The 14,434-nt window shown below is 47.7% G+C and carries 14 protein-coding genes and 1 riboswitch; of the genes, 13 read left to right on the forward strand and 1 reads right to left on the reverse strand.

The features are described from left to right. Positions 1 to 85 precede the first annotated feature (85 nt). From MH144_RS19310 to MH144_RS19335, 6 genes are all read left to right on the forward strand, one after another. Positions 86 to 451, forward strand: coding sequence for an arsenate reductase family protein (locus tag MH144_RS19310; RefSeq protein WP_183521273.1), 366 nt, complete (start codon positions 86 to 88; stop codon positions 449 to 451). A gap of 173 nt (positions 452 to 624) precedes the next feature. Then, the gene (locus MH144_RS19315; protein ID WP_095359096.1) at positions 625 to 1,518 is read left to right on the forward strand and encodes a 5'-3' exonuclease; all 894 of its coding nucleotides are present in this window, start codon (positions 625 to 627) and stop codon (positions 1,516 to 1,518) included. 5 nt (positions 1,519 to 1,523) lie between these two features. Further along, positions 1,524 to 2,630: a phosphodiester glycosidase family protein gene (locus MH144_RS19320; protein ID WP_239302924.1), complete on the forward strand. Its 1,107-nt coding sequence runs from the start codon at positions 1,524 to 1,526 to the stop codon at positions 2,628 to 2,630. Between the two features lie 31 nt (positions 2,631 to 2,661). Beyond that, the gene (locus MH144_RS19325) at positions 2,662 to 3,351 is read left to right on the forward strand and encodes an MOSC domain-containing protein (RefSeq protein WP_239302944.1); all 690 of its coding nucleotides are present in this window, start codon (positions 2,662 to 2,664) and stop codon (positions 3,349 to 3,351) included. 70 nt (positions 3,352 to 3,421) lie between these two features. After that, on the forward strand, positions 3,422 to 4,300 hold the full coding sequence (locus tag MH144_RS19330; protein ID WP_275440199.1) for an ROK family protein: 879 nt from the start codon (positions 3,422 to 3,424) through the stop codon (positions 4,298 to 4,300). Positions 4,301 to 4,481: 181 nt separating this feature from the next. Next, positions 4,482 to 5,483, forward strand: coding sequence for an HRDC domain-containing protein (locus MH144_RS19335; RefSeq protein WP_239302972.1), 1,002 nt, complete (start codon positions 4,482 to 4,484; stop codon positions 5,481 to 5,483). A gap of 98 nt (positions 5,484 to 5,581) precedes the next feature. On the opposite strand, the gene corA is transcribed toward MH144_RS19335, so the two are convergent. After that, entirely contained in the window at positions 5,582 to 6,517 is a 936-nt protein-coding gene (gene corA, locus MH144_RS19340) for a magnesium/cobalt transporter CorA (protein WP_239302991.1), read from the reverse strand. A 49-nt stretch (positions 6,518 to 6,566) separates the two neighbouring features. Between corA and MH144_RS19345 the strand changes: the two genes are divergently transcribed. The 7 genes from MH144_RS19345 to MH144_RS19375 all read left to right on the forward strand — a co-directional run bounded on the left by MH144_RS19345 (position 6,567) and on the right by MH144_RS19375 (position 14,337). After that, positions 6,567 to 6,710, forward strand: coding sequence for a hypothetical protein (locus MH144_RS19345; RefSeq protein WP_239302993.1), 144 nt, complete (start codon positions 6,567 to 6,569; stop codon positions 6,708 to 6,710). Positions 6,711 to 6,971: 261 nt separating this feature from the next. Then, positions 6,972 to 7,097, forward strand: a riboswitch (SAM riboswitch). 239 nt (positions 7,098 to 7,336) lie between these two features. After that, positions 7,337 to 8,254, forward strand: coding sequence for a homoserine O-acetyltransferase MetA (gene metA / locus MH144_RS19350; RefSeq protein ID WP_239302995.1), 918 nt, complete (start codon positions 7,337 to 7,339; stop codon positions 8,252 to 8,254). 24 nt (positions 8,255 to 8,278) lie between these two features. Further along, positions 8,279 to 9,466 carry a PLP-dependent transferase gene (locus tag MH144_RS19355; RefSeq protein ID WP_239303005.1) on the forward strand — a complete coding sequence of 396 codons (1,188 nt, stop codon included), beginning with the start codon at positions 8,279 to 8,281 and terminating at the stop codon, positions 9,464 to 9,466. After that, on the forward strand, positions 9,459 to 10,628 hold the full coding sequence (locus tag MH144_RS19360) for an aminotransferase class I/II-fold pyridoxal phosphate-dependent enzyme (protein WP_239303015.1): 1,170 nt from the start codon (positions 9,459 to 9,461) through the stop codon (positions 10,626 to 10,628). The genes MH144_RS19355 and MH144_RS19360 overlap by 8 nt, the downstream gene beginning before the upstream one ends. A gap of 381 nt (positions 10,629 to 11,009) precedes the next feature. After that, on the forward strand, positions 11,010 to 12,149 hold the full coding sequence (gene mqnC / locus MH144_RS19365) for a cyclic dehypoxanthinyl futalosine synthase (protein ID WP_239303025.1): 1,140 nt from the start codon (positions 11,010 to 11,012) through the stop codon (positions 12,147 to 12,149). Positions 12,150 to 12,361: 212 nt separating this feature from the next. Further along, positions 12,362 to 13,327 carry an aldo/keto reductase gene (locus MH144_RS19370; RefSeq protein WP_239303034.1) on the forward strand — a complete coding sequence of 322 codons (966 nt, stop codon included), beginning with the start codon at positions 12,362 to 12,364 and terminating at the stop codon, positions 13,325 to 13,327. Further along, a complete protein-coding gene (locus MH144_RS19375) occupies positions 13,324 to 14,337 on the forward strand; it encodes a zinc-binding alcohol dehydrogenase family protein (protein WP_239303036.1) in 1,014 nt (337 codons plus the stop codon). The genes MH144_RS19370 and MH144_RS19375 overlap by 4 nt, the downstream gene beginning before the upstream one ends. Positions 14,338 to 14,434 lie beyond the last annotated feature (97 nt).

Genomic DNA, 14,434 nt, shown 5'->3' on the forward strand with positions numbered 1-14,434 from the left:
ATTGATTTAGCTCGACTTTTGGATTTGCGAAGCAAACCAAGGTAAGAGATAAATCAAAACCGGAGCATTTTAGGAGGACATTGTAATGAGTAAACTGAAAGTGTATCAGTATGCAAAATGCGGAACTTGCCGCAAAGCAGTAAAATGGCTTGAAGCCCAAGGACACGAACTGGAGTTAATCCCCATTTTCGACACACCCCCGTCTGAGGCCGAATTAACCGAGCTCATTCAGAAGAGCGGACTTGAAGTGAAGAAGTTTTTCAATACAAGTGGAGAAGTGTACAAGGAGCAGCAGTTGAAGGACAAGCTGCCTGGCATGTCTGCTGAAGAGCAGATCCGTCTGCTCGCCTCCAATGGCCGTCTGATTAAGCGTCCAATCGTGACAGATGGGGAGCAGGTGACCGTAGGATTCAAGGAAGAGACGTATGAACAGCAATGGAACAACGCTTAGAAATAGGCTGAGTGACGTGTCTGTCCATTCATAAATGAAGCCGATTAGCAGCCCTGAAATGTTCAATATTCAGGGCTTTTTTGGCTGCACGATGCTTGGCGGAACTATGCTATAATGATAGAATTAGTTTCGATATTTTATTGCTATATACAGATAGGAGAGAACAAAATCAAGTGAATCAACGTAATGAACCTACTTTGTTGCTGGTAGACGGTATGGCGGTGTTGTTCCGTGCATTTTATGCGACATCTGCAAGCGGATATATCAGACGTACAAAGGCAGGCTTGCCAACCAACGCGGTATACGGATTTATCCGTTATTTCTGGGATGCGGTTCAGACTTTCGGACCAAGTCATGTGGTATGCTGCTGGGATATGGGTGGCAAGACGTTTCGCGGTGAAGAGTACGCGGCATACAAAGGCAATCGTCCCGAAGCGCCGAATGATCTGATTCCCCAGTTTGCATTGATTCGTGAAGTCATGGACAGTCTGGGTATTCCGAACATTGGAGCAGAGGGGTATGAAGCCGATGATTGCATCGGTACACTGGCCAAGTATTATACGGAACAGACGGATATGAACGTGATGGTACTGACCGGCGACCATGATATGCTTCAGCTGATCAATGACCGCACAAGCATTATTATTATGAAAAAGGGCCACGGCAACTACATGGTTTACACGCCTGAATCTCTGATGGCAGAGAAGCAATTGACCCCTCGCCAAGTCATTGATATGAAAGGTCTGATGGGGGATGCAAGTGACAATTACCCTGGAGTACGTGGAATCGGTGAGAAAACAGCTCTAAAACTCGTGCAGGAATATGGCACCATTGAGGGTATTCTGGATAATCTGGATAAACTCACACCATCGGTACGAAAAAAAATCGAGAATGATCTCGACATGCTGCATCTGTCCCGTAAACTGGCAGAGATTCACTGCGCTGTTCCGGTAGCCTGCGCACTGGATGTATGTGAATTGCGTCTTGATCCGGATATGGTGATGGACAAGTTCGAACAACTTGAGATGAAGAGCCTGGGCTCTTGGATGGGAGTGGCAATAGGGTGAGCAACATGCAGACAAAACGTGCCGGTAGAAAGTGGTGGACAGGGGCTATGGCCCTCGTCCTGGCTTTGCCGGTATTACTATCAGGCGCAGTAAGCGCTCCGCAAACAGCCGATGCAAAAGCGGCAATTAGCACCAAAGTACAGAAAGTAAAAGCAGCAGGACGAAATTTCACCGTACAAACGGTAAGCATTCCCAAAGGAACACCGGTTACTGTAGGATTAGCCAAGAAGCAGGTAGGACAAACGGCAACATTGCCTTCCATTGTAAAAGCATATGGTGCTCAAGCAGCCATTAATGGGGCGTTCTTTGAAGCATATAATGGAGCACCAGATCCTTATGGCATGTTGATAGCAAATGGAAAAGTCATACATATTGGACGATACGGAACAACGATAGGTTTCAAGGAAGATGGAACAGCAATTATGGATTCACTTCAGGTAAGTCTTACAGGTAAAGTTACCGATTCAGCAGGTAAGTCACGCAGCTGGTACGCAACATTCATTAACCGTACGCCTTCTGCGAGTGCAAGCATTTCAATGCTATATACTCCAGAGCGTGGTCCAAAAGTTGGATTCAAGGGTGGTACTGCAGTTGTGATGGAGAAAGGGATTGTCACCAAAAAAGTAGCCAATAACAATGTGGCGATTCCAAAGAATGGATCTGTATTGGTCTTTACGGGCAATCAGAAATCCACTGCAGATCGCTTCGCTGTGGGATCAACTGTAGAAATGAACTATAAATATACCAACGCATCAGGCAAAGAGATCCCTTGGGAGGACGTAGTAACCGCTGTTGGTGCTGGTCCTCGTCTTGTGAAAGACGGTAAAGTTGCAGTGAACCCAACCAGCGAAGGATTCAAGGATACCAAGATTCTGAATGCCTCGGGTGCCAGAAGCGGGATCGCCATCATGGCTGACGGTTCAGTAATGCTTGCAACTGTGTCGGGAGCCACCATTAAGGAGTGGGCGGCAGTCATGCAGAAGCTGGGTGCCAAGCAGGCCATGAATCTGGATGGCGGAGCTTCCTCGGGCTTGTATGCAGGTGGCAAGATGTTGACTTCACCAGGGCGGCTGTTAAGTAATACACTCGTTTTTGGCGGCTCAGTCCGTTAAAGTACTAATTGTTGTGGGAGGTATGAAGCACATGACAATCGCACATGATCAACAGTCAGCAGAACGTAATACAGCTGTTCTTGCTATTAATGTGGGCAAGCCTCAGCCATTGCCTGGCCAGAAGCGTGAAGTGCTAAGCGGGATTGTCAAACTTCCCGTATCCGGCCCGGTTTTCCTGTCATTCACTGGAATGACAGGAGATGGCCAGGCGGACCTGGAGAATCACGGCGGACCGGATAAGGCTGTTTGTGTATACGATTACAGTCGATATTCCGCACTGGAACAACTGATGGAGCGCAAGCTGGAATGGGGAGCTTGTGGTGAGAATTTAACGGTTGAAGGCTGTTCCGAGGATCAAGTCCGGATTGGTGATGTATATGAACTGGGCGGAGCCTTGGTTCAGGTTAGCCAGCCAAGACAACCCTGCTTCAAGCTCGCTGCCCGGTATGATTTCAAAGCGCTGCCTGTGTATTTCCAGGAAAGCGGCTTTACCGGCTTCTATTTTCGCGTACTGGAGGAGGGAGAAGTCGCTCTTGACTCTCCGTTCAGGCGTATCCGCACAGACCCTGCATCTATGACCGTTCTCGAGGCCAACCGGGTCATGCATCAGGGAAAGAAGGATGCCGCCGGAATGCATGCATTGCTGGCTATTCCATCGCTATCAGATAGCTGGAGGAGAACGTTATTGAAACGTTTGGAGAAGCTGGAGAGCGGGCAGTAGATTCACAACATATCATCGTCCAGAACTAAAAATGAATTTCACTTTAAACTAACTTGGGAGTGTGACTAACTTGACGATTTTAGGCGCAATTGAAGCTGGGGGAACCAAATTTGTATGTGGGATTGGAACTGAAAATGGTGAGGTGCTTGAACGGGTAAGTTTTCCTACAACGACACCGGAAGAAACGATGGCGCAGGTTATCGCTTTCTTTGAAGGCAAGGGGATTGTAGCTTTGGGCGTGGGTTCTTTTGGACCGATTGACCCGATCGAAGGAAGTCCTACGTACGGATATATTACAACTACACCGAAGCCTCATTGGGGCCAGTATGATATCATTGGCAAACTCAAGGAACATTTTGATGTGCCGATGACGTTTGATACGGATGTAAATGGAGCTGCGCTTGGAGAAGCAACCTGGGGAGCAGCACAAGGACTGGAGAGCTGTCTGTATATCACTGTCGGAACAGGTATCGGTGCCGGTGCAGTTGTAGGCGGCAAAATGGTTCACGGCTTGTCTCATCCAGAGATGGGACATATTATTGTACGCAGACACCCTGAGGATACATATGAAGGCTTTTGTCCATACCACGGGGACTGTCTGGAAGGGCTGGCAGCGGGACCAGCCATCAATAAGCGTTGGAACCAGCCGGCATATGAGCTGCCAGCAGATCACAAAGCCTGGGAGATTGAGGCACATTATCTGGCGCACGCACTCATGAATTATGTACTGATTCTCACTCCGGAAAAAATTGTGATGGGTGGCGGGGTCATGAAGCAGGAGCACCTGTTCCCTATGGTGCGCAGCAAATTGCAGGAGCTGTTAAACGGATATGTTCAGCACCCAGCCCTTCACTCGGGGATTGATGAGTATATCGTTCCGCCAGGCCTTGGCGACAATGCCGGTTTGTGCGGATCGCTGGCCTTGGCCAAATTGGCTTTGAGCAAGTAATTCAATTTATCACAAGTGGTTGACGAATTTTTCCATTGTGGTAAGATATGAGCAACAGCATACTACGGTTAATGAGGAAGCACCTCTCTTGCAATGAATTTGCGGGAGAGGTGCTTTTTTTGTTGCCTGGAGGCGGCTCATCTAACTGTGAATAGGCTGCAACATTAAGGAGGGGAAATCGATGGAAGTCATTTTCATGAACAGATTGTCCAAAATGGCAGGTCAACATGAAGAACACGCTCAGCTATGGATTGGTGAGGAGGAAGGTGCCTGGCATCTCGGGTGGAGCCATTATGAGGAAGGAGATCGCGAAGACAGTATCTGGTATGAGGGAAGCTCCTGGGAAGAACTGCTCCATATTTATCGTCACCAGTTGGCGATTCAGATGAGTGAAGGTTACCGCCCATTGATTCAGGGACTGTTTCACGAGACGGAAGAATTGAAATCACGCAGTTATGGCGGACAACGTCTTCATTGTTATAGTGAACGCTACGGCAATGAAGAACTATATGCTGACCTGTGCACTTGGCGGAGAAGACGGGCTGCGTCTGACCGGAAGGCCCCGTATTTTATTGCAACGAATCGTTTGCTGCGCATGATTAGTGCATTCGTTCCACAAACCATGGATGAACTCATGCAGCTACCAGGTGTTGGGGAGAGCAAGGCAAGTGAATACGGTCAGGAGTGGATGGAGCTTACAAGCGGAGTGGAGCGTTCTACGGCTTTTCCACTTGATTGGGTGCAAACGGTATTGTCCGAAGATGAATATGAGAGCTGGTTGTACAAGCAAAAAGAACAGAAATACAAGCAGGAGCTGGACAAGTTCACCACTCGCAAGCAGGTGCTTGAGGGCATGAAGGAAGGGTATACGCTTGAAGAGATTGTGAACCGCTCCGGACTATCCCGCAGAGAGCTGATTGAACTGCTGGAGACACTCGATACGGAAGGATATGATACGGATAGCCTCTTGGATGCAGAGCTTGCGGTCATGCCTGAGCAGGAGCAGGAGGCGGTCTGGAGTGCGTACGAGGAACTGGGAGACAGTTTCCTGAAACCTGTATTACATAGAGTATACGGCGGAGATAAGCCGGTTAGCGGCAATCTGGAGCAAGTGTACGAGAGACTGCGCATGATCCGCATTCGGTTCCGAAGACATGTAGAAACAGAGCGGAACGCCGGGTAGACAACCAATATTTTTGACAGAAGTTTTTGAGGAAGGCAAAAAAAGACGAAGCAGTTTCTCCCTGGGTGGAGCGCTTCGTCTTTTTTGAATGAATGCGTTCAGATCCAATCTTTTTTGCGGAAAATAAAGAACATGCTCAGGCCGAGGGTCACCATCAGGCCAATGACAACAAAATATCCATACTTCCAGTCCAGCTCAGGCATGTTCGAGAAGTTCATCCCATAGATGCCGGTGATGACCGTGAGGGGCATGAACACCGTTGTAATGGCGGTAAACACGCGCATGATTTCGTTCGCCCGATTGGCGATACTGGATTGGTAAGCTTCTCGCAAGTTTCCCATCAGGTCGCGATAAGTTTCAAACGTCTCGGATATTTTCACAGCATTCTCATAGATGTCGCTGAAGTACTTCTGCAGCTGGTCGTCGATGAGACGCAAATCCTTTTTGTTGAGCGTATTAATGACCTCTTTTTGAGGTCCCAGCACTTTTTTGAGCCATAAAATCTCACTGCGCAGCCCGATAATTTCATTCAAATGGGATTTTTTCGTGTGCATCAAAATATCTTCTTCCAGTTTCTCAATGCGTGCTTCGATCCGATCTCCGACCGTAAAGTAGTTATCCACAATCAAATCGACCAACAGATACAGGAGACGATCCGGGGTGCTGACTTCCTGTTCCCACAGAATAGGCTTCAAGGTCCGCAATTCGCTGACTTTGTGCTTCGTAACACTAATGATGTAGTGTCTCCCTAGAAACAGGTTAACCGCACGCAAAAAGATCTCTTCGTCATCAAAACGAATGCTGTTTACGACAATAAAATAATGGCTCTCATAAATTTCAATCTTCGGACGCTGTTCTTCATCACTCAAACAGTCCTCTACAGCCAGATCATGCATCATGAACAGCGGCTGAAGTACCGCCAGATCATCAACGTCTGCATCGATCCAGTAAAATCCCTCAGCTGGTGGCGTCAGCGCCTGCTCGATATCGTCCACCGGGATAAATACACCGTTGTTTACCAACCGGATTTTCATCGTTCATCCACTCCTTCTGCACCCGCCAAACAGGCGGATTTTCATCAATATGGGCGCAAAAAGAACAGATCAGCCGGTCGACAGCGGAGCCTGGGAGTCAGGACTGCGTTCGCTCTATAATCAAACGGAAATAACGTCCCGCTGCCGGCATGCTGATGTCAATTCTCTATGCAGTTTGTCGGAATACGGCTGACAGTCAGGCCTCGGGTCGCCATCCATTGAATATGTCACCTCTCACATAAGGGTTTGTAACACTTGTTTAGTATACCGCTGGTACATGGTGCTTTCAAGCGCAAAAATGTGTCTATTTCGCGCCCTGAAGCAGTGTATGACAGCGATAGACAAACGGTTCCGGCCTACATGAACAGACACAAAACTACATGCTTGACGTGAGAGGATTAATGTTTTAAAGTAGACGGTGAAGTACACTAAATACACAATTGAATATGGCGAAATCTTATCAAGAGTAGGTGGAGGGACTGGCCCGATGAAACCCGGCAACCGGCGGTATACCGCACGGTGCTAATTCTTGCAGCGACTAAGTGTCCATTGAGGCACTGTTGTAACTGAGAGATGAGAGAGGCGCATATCTATTTACATATGACCTTTCTCGGAATCCGAGAAAGGTCTTTGTTATATGCACCGACTTCTCAGCACTGATTTTCGCTACGGAACTTGAGTTTGTTAGCTTAGAGCGTTGCGCTATTTGCAATTCTCCACCTATAGACAAGCTCAAGGCAGTCTAGAGCGGTATTGATGTGAACACATCAAGCCTGTAATGGCTGCATCTATCTATGCACAAGGAGGAGTTTGTACATCATGCCAATTAAAATTCCAGACGCACTGCCTGCCAAGGAAGTCCTCGCAGGCGAGAACATCTTCGTAATGGACGAGACACATGCTTACCAGCAGGATATTCGTCCACTACGCATTGCTATATTAAACCTGATGCCTACCAAGGAAACAACAGAAACCCAACTGCTTCGTCTGGTGGGGAACACCCCAATACAGGTCGATATCGTTCTGGTTCATCCCAAGTCCCACACGTCGAAGAATACGTCACAGGAATATCTGAATCTCTTCTACAAAACCTTCGACGAAATTGAACACCGCCGTTTTGACGGGATGATCATTACAGGTGCACCTGTTGAGCAAATGGATTTCGAAGACGTGAATTATTGGAAGGAAATTCAGGAAATCTTCGAATGGACCAAAACTAACGTCACATCGACCATGCATATTTGTTGGGCTTCTCAGGCTGGTCTGTACCATCATTTCGGTGTACCTAAGGTAGCTCTGGAAGAGAAGTGTTTTGGCGTATTTCCACATACGATCAACAAATCTCACGTGCAGCTGCTTCGCGGATTTGATGAAGTGTTCAATGTCCCACATTCCCGCCATACCGAAGTTCGGCGCGAGGATATTGAGAAGAACGATAACCTCGAAATTTTGGCCGAATCAGAGGAAGCTGGCATTTTCCTGGTTGCCACCAAAGACGGCAAACAAATTTTTGTGACAGGGCATGCGGAGTATGATCCGTTGTCCTTGAAATGGGAATATGACCGCGATGCATCCAAAGGATTGGATATCGCACTGCCAAGACACTATTTTCCAAACGATGATCCATCCCGTGTTCCTCCGGCAACCTGGCGGGCACATGCAAACTTATTATTCTCTAATTGGCTCAATTACTATGTGTATCAAGAGACGCCTTACGATATTGGCCCGCAAATCTAATCGAGATTACAGGAGGATACTGCAATGGAAGACAATAAGTTGAAAATCGAAAGCCGCTTGGCTCAAATCGGATCTGTCAATGAACCGGGGACGGGTGCCGTAAATTTCCCCATCTATCAATCGACGGCGTTCCGCCATCCGAAGCTCGGACAGAGTACAGGCTTTGACTACATTCGTACGACCAATCCAACTCGTAAGGTACTGGAAGAAGCTGCAGCCGCACTCGAATCAGGGGATGCCGGTTTTGCCTGTAGCTCGGGCATGGCAGCGCTGCAAACGATCTTCGCCATGTTCGGACAGGGAGATCATCTGATTGTATCGCTGGATCTGTACGGGGGAACGTATCGTCTTCTAGAGCGTATCCTCTCCCGTTTTGGCGTAACTGCAAGTTACGTGGACACGAATGATCTGGTAGCCATGGAAGACATTCGTCAGCCGAACACCAAAGCCGTATTTATCGAGACGCCGACCAATCCACTTATGATGATTACGGATATTGAAGCGGTCAGCTCCTGGGCGAAAAGTCATAACCTGTTGACCATCGTGGATAATACACTATTGACGCCATTCTTCCAACGTCCTATTGAACTCGGAGCAGATATTGTTATTCATAGCGCAACCAAATACCTGGGTGGGCATAACGATGTGCTTGCCGGACTGATTATCACCAAGGGTGAGGAATTGTCAGCCGAAATGGCATTCCTGCATAACTCCATTGGTGCCGTGCTATCTCCAAGTGACTCCTATCAGTTGATGAAAGGCATGAAGACACTCGCGCTTCGTATGGAGCGTCATGAGTATAATTCACTTACCATCGCCAAGTATTTGCTGGAACATCCATCCGTGGGGGAAGTATATCACCCTGGTTTGTCAGATCACCCTGGATACGAAGTGCAGAAGAAACAATCTAGAGGAAATACAGGCATCTTCTCTTTCAAAGTTAAAGATGCCCGTTTAGTTGAACCGTTGCTGCGCCATATCAAGTTAATTGCTTTTGCCGAGAGTCTTGGCGGTGTGGAATCGTTGATGACGTATCCTGCGGTGCAGACGCATGCAGATATACCGCTCGAAATACGCGATGCCATAGGTGTCGATGACCGCTTGCTGCGATTCTCCGTAGGGATTGAGCATGCAGAAGATCTGATTGCGGATTTGGGGAATGCCCTGGAAGCTGCGCAGCGTGAGGTTGAAGGAGGCGTACATCATGAGTGAGCAGAACAACAAGCAATCCGAATTGAAGTTTGATACCAAGCTGCTGCATTTTGGTGACGAAGTGGATAAAACAACAGGAGCCTCCAGCGTGCCAATCTACCAGGCGTCCACATTCCATCATTTTGATATCTTTAATCCACCGCAGCATGATTACAGCCGTTCAGGTAATCCGACGCGTCAGGCGTTGGAGGATTATATCACCCTGCTTGAAGGTGGAGCTCGAGGATTCGCCTACTCTTCAGGAATGGCTGCAATCTCCAGTGTCTTCCTGATGTTCTCGGCAGGCGACCACATGATCGTAACAGAAGATGTGTATGGAGGAACATACCGCTTGCTCACGTCCATTCTTAGCAGAATGCAAATTGAGACGACGTTTGTGGATATGACCAATATTGAAGAAGTGAAGGCGGCTATTAAGCCGAACACTAAGGCAGTCTATATGGAGACACCTTCCAACCCAACACTGCGGATTACGGATATTGCTGCCGTCACAACGTGGGCACAGGAACATGAACTGATCACCATTCTCGATAACACATTCATGACGCCATATTATCAGCGCCCGATTGAGCTCGGCGTGGACATTGTCGTACATAGTGCAACCAAGTTTCTTGGTGGACATAGTGACGTACTTGCCGGACTTGCCGTTGCTCGCACCGAAGAGCTGGGGAGACAACTCAAACAGCTTCAAAATGGGCTTGGTACCGTACTCGGTGCTCAAGAATCCTGGCTTCTGATGCGCGGCATGAAAACACTCGGAGCTCGTATGGCACACAGTGAACAAAGCACGGCTAAGCTGGCTGCCTGGCTTAACGGCCGCAGCGACATTACTGCAGTATACTATCCTGGACTGCTGGAACATCCGGGTCGTGAAGCTCACGAGCGTCAATCCACGGGTTATGGTGCAGTTGTCTCATTTGACGTTGGCTCAGGTGACCGTGCCAAAGCGGTGCTTAACCGGGTGAAACTGCCGATCGTGGCTGTCAGTCTGGGTGCTGTGGAGAGTATTTTGTCCTATCCTGCGATGATGTCCCATGCAGCGATGCCTGCTGAGGTTCGCCTTGAACGCGGCATTACTGATGGATTGCTTCGCTTCTCAGTTGGATTGGAAGATATCGATGATCTGATTGCTGATCTGGATCAGGCCCTTCAGGAATCCTAAATCATCATTTTTCGGCTAGCTGAAAATCCAACAGATACGTCTAAAAAAGCTGGAATTATAATAGAATGAATATGTCAATATTTTTACTTAAATTTAGGGCACCTTTCCATAAGGTGCTTTTTTTCACATGTAACCTGTGTTACGATAGACAAAGTACAGAAATGCGATGTTGCCACCAGCACTTGCAAGCGATGCGTCTTATGCATAGATTCAATGAGCCGTTTTTTCAATAACCCAGAATGGATCGAAAGGTTCCAATCCATCTAGAATTTCTATTTCTACGCAATCGTTTGGAACCAACTAATCATGCACAAGGCTGGCATATATACAAGTCGGGACGGATCGTGATCATATTTCTCTTCATGAGGGAGGCTTTTTACGATGAGTACGGTAGACCGTATCTTAGATAAAGCCCTTCGGGGCGAACGATTAGACCTGGAAGACACAATTCAGCTGTTTGAATCGAACGAAGTCGACAAAATCGGGGCAGCTGCCAATGTTATTATGAAGCGCATGCACCCTGAGCCATACAGAACATTTGTCATCGGGCGTAACGTCAACTACACCAACGTGTGTGATGTGTACTGCCGTTTTTGTGCTTTCTATCGCAGACCTGGATCAGATGAAGGATATGTATTGCCAGACGAAGTAATCTTCCAGAAAATTCAGGAAACGCAAGATGTGAACGGTACTGAGATTCTTATGCAAGGCGGAACGAATCCCAACCTTCCTTTCAGCTATTACACGGATCTGTTAAAAGCAATCAAAGAACGTTTTCCGAACATTACCATGCACTCCTTCTCACCAGCGGAGATTATGAAAATGGTAGAAGTTTCGGACGGTCTTACTCTGGAAGAGGTTGTACGTGCCATTCACGAAGCAGGACTGGATTCCTTGCCAGGTGGAGGCGCTGAAATTCTGGATGACCGTACACGCCGCAAAATCAGCCGTCTGAAAGGTTCATGGCGCGACTGGATGGACGTTATGCAGACAGCTCACCGGATCGGGATGAACACAACGGCAACAATGGTCATCGGTTTGGGCGAATCGATGGAAGAACGTGCACTTCACCTGCTTCGTGTACGTGAAGCCCAGGATGAGTGTATTGCGAACCAATATGACTCAGAAGGGTTCCTGGCATTTATTCCTTGGACATTCCAACCGGATAATACGAATCTGAAACTGGAGCGTCAAACTCCGGAAGAATATCTGAAGACGGTAGCGATCAGCCGACTTGTACTTGATAATATCAAAAACATTCAATCTTCATGGGTAACCATGGGCCCTGAAATCGGTAAGAAATCACTTGAATTTGGCTGTAATGATTTCGGCAGCACGATGATTGAAGAGAATGTCGTATCCGCAGCGGGTGCTACATACAAAGTCAACATTGGCTCGATTCTTCAGCTCATTCGTGAGGCGGGTTACATTCCGGCACAGCGTAATACAAGATATGATATTCTGCGCATGTTTGATGAAGAAGAGAATTCTGTGCAGCAAGATTTTGTCATGCAGAACTAGTAACAGGATTTATCCATTTATAAGATGAGAATGAAGACCACGGGTTACCGATCGAAGGTAATCCGTGTTTTTTTGTTGGATCCTCGTCGTAAGGGGCCATTTCCGAGGTCATGAAAGAGTACATATTACGCATTTGGCGATATTTTATAATGATATTGAACTGTTAAAATGAAAGAAACGGAGCAATAGACATGCTGGGAAGGAGCAAGTGAATGAAGAGAAGAATGCTTGGCAGGACCGGTTTGGATGTACCTGTGTTGAGTTTTGGCGCGTCTTCCCTGGGTTCGGTATTTCGTGATATTGACCGCGAGGAAGGTATTCGTACGGTACATGCAGCTCTGGATGCTGGAATGAACTATATAGATGTGTCACCCTATTATGGTCTAACCAAGGCAGAGACGGTACTGGGAGAAGCGATACGAAGCCAGCCGCGCAGTTCATATATTTTATCAACCAAGGCAGGACGATACGGGGAGAATGAGTTTGATTTTTCTCGTAAGCGCATTCAGGACAGTGTCCAGGAAAGTCTGGACCGATTGCACACCGATTATATCGATATTCTGTTCCTGCATGATATTGAATTTGCACCAGTAGAGATCATTATTGAAGAAGCCTATCCAGCCTTGCTGGAGCTGAAAGAGCAGGGTGTAATTCGTCATGCGGGGATTTGTGGTCTGCCCCTGCCCTTGTTTGAGAAAGTGCTGCCGCAGATTGATGCCGATGCCATCATTTCGTATTGTCATTACGCATTGAATGATACATCATTATTGTCCTTGTTGCCGTTAGTGGAAAAGAAGGGAGTAGGCCTCGTTAATGCTTCGCCTCTCTCCATGGGCTTATTAGGTACCAGAGGGACGCCCGCCTGGCATCCGGCAGAGGAACGCGTCAAACAAGTCTGTCTGGAAGCTGCGCAGTTCTGTGCAGAGCAAGGCACGAACATTGCCAAGCTGGCTGTACAGTTTGCTACGGCAAATGAACAGATCCCAACCACACTGGTGAGCAGCGCAAGTGAACGTAATATCCGTCATAATGCGGAGTGGGTGGATGAACCGCTTGATGAAGAGCTTTTGGCAGAGGTACTGCGCATTCTGGCACCCGTTCATAACGTGACATGGGCAAGTGGTCGTGCCGAGTATAACGAACCACAACAAAAAGCAGCGAAGGGGGAACAGGGATGAAGGCTGTTGTGTGTGAAGAGATCAATCGATTGACAATAATGGATACCGACGAACCCATTCGAGCTGAACATGGGGCTATTGTATCCATAAAGCGGATTGGAATCTGTGGGACGGATCTGCATGCTTATAAAGGTAACCAGCCCTTCTTTACATATCCTCGTATTCTGGGACATGAACTATCAGGAATCATTGATGATATTGGCCCGAATACTGCCGGGCTGCAAGTTGGGGATCAGGTAAGCATTATTCCCTATCTGCATTGTGGTCACTGTATTGCCTGTCGAACAGGAAAAACCAATTGCTGTGCATCCATGCAGGTCATGGGAGTACATGTGGATGGAGGTATGCGCGAAAGAATCAGCGTGCCGGTTTCCCATTTGATTAAAGCGGAAGGACTGACCCTGGATGAAACGGCGATGGTTGAACCGCTCAGTATCGGTGCCCATGCAGTAAGAAGAGCAGGTGTGCAGCCTGGGGAACAGGTTATTGTCATTGGAGCCGGGCCGATTGGTCTTGGAGTCATGGCTTTTGCGAAACAGGCCGGAGCTAGAGTAATCGCCATTGATCGAAACCTGGATCGATTGGAACTAAGCCGCACCTGGGCAGGAGCAGATGTTGTAATACAGGCAACAGATCAGGTGGTGGAGCGGGCAGCTGAAGTGACGGAAGGTGATTACGCTACCGCTGTATTTGATGCAACAGGCAATGTGCAGTCCATGAATGAGGCCATTCGGTATGTAGCTCATGGCGGACAATTAATTTATGTAGGTTTGGTCAAAGCCGATATTACGTTCCATGATCCTGAGTTTCATAAGCGGGAGATGAGCATACTGGGCAGTCGCAATGCAACGCGTGCAGATTTTGAGCAAGTGATATCGACTTTGCGTCAGAAAAAGCTCAGCATGGATGGCTACATTACGCATCGGGAGCATTTAACGCAGCTTCCTTCCTCCATGGACAAGTGGTTGCTCCCGGATACACATGTGGTAAAAGCTATCGTTGAACTATAAAAGCATAGTGCATCGAAAATAAGGCAAGCAGGAATAGAAACATAAAAACTCTCTCTAACCTGAAGTGATATTCTATCACAGGGTTTAGAGAGAGTTT

This window comes from Paenibacillus sp. ACRRY (assembly GCF_022346995.1).
Taxonomy (GTDB): Bacteria; Bacillota; Bacilli; order Paenibacillales; family Paenibacillaceae; genus Paenibacillus.

What these genes read in the sequence shown, in the direction of transcription:
- MH144_RS19310 (WP_183521273.1), top strand. Translation starts at nt 86, where the DNA reads ATGAGTAAACTGAAAGTGTATCAGTATGCAAAATGCGGAACTTGCCGC.
- metA (WP_239302995.1), top strand. Translation starts at nt 7,337, where the DNA reads ATGCCAATTAAAATTCCAGACGCACTGCCTGCCAAGGAAGTCCTCGCA.
- MH144_RS19325 (WP_239302944.1), top strand. Translation starts at nt 2,662, where the DNA reads ATGACAATCGCACATGATCAACAGTCAGCAGAACGTAATACAGCTGTT.
- MH144_RS19355 (WP_239303005.1), top strand. Translation starts at nt 8,279, where the DNA reads ATGGAAGACAATAAGTTGAAAATCGAAAGCCGCTTGGCTCAAATCGGA.
- mqnC (WP_239303025.1), top strand. Translation starts at nt 11,010, where the DNA reads ATGAGTACGGTAGACCGTATCTTAGATAAAGCCCTTCGGGGCGAACGA.
- MH144_RS19320 (WP_239302924.1), top strand. Translation starts at nt 1,524, where the DNA reads ATGCAGACAAAACGTGCCGGTAGAAAGTGGTGGACAGGGGCTATGGCC.
- MH144_RS19345 (WP_239302993.1), top strand. Translation starts at nt 6,567, where the DNA reads ATGGGCGCAAAAAGAACAGATCAGCCGGTCGACAGCGGAGCCTGGGAG.
- MH144_RS19335 (WP_239302972.1), top strand. Translation starts at nt 4,482, where the DNA reads ATGGAAGTCATTTTCATGAACAGATTGTCCAAAATGGCAGGTCAACAT.
- corA (WP_239302991.1), bottom strand. Translation starts at nt 6,517, where the DNA reads ATGAAAATCCGGTTGGTAAACAACGGTGTATTTATCCCGGTGGACGAT.
- MH144_RS19360 (WP_239303015.1), top strand. Translation starts at nt 9,459, where the DNA reads ATGAGTGAGCAGAACAACAAGCAATCCGAATTGAAGTTTGATACCAAG.
- MH144_RS19375 (WP_239303036.1), top strand. Translation starts at nt 13,324, where the DNA reads ATGAAGGCTGTTGTGTGTGAAGAGATCAATCGATTGACAATAATGGAT.
- MH144_RS19370 (WP_239303034.1), top strand. Translation starts at nt 12,362, where the DNA reads ATGAAGAGAAGAATGCTTGGCAGGACCGGTTTGGATGTACCTGTGTTG.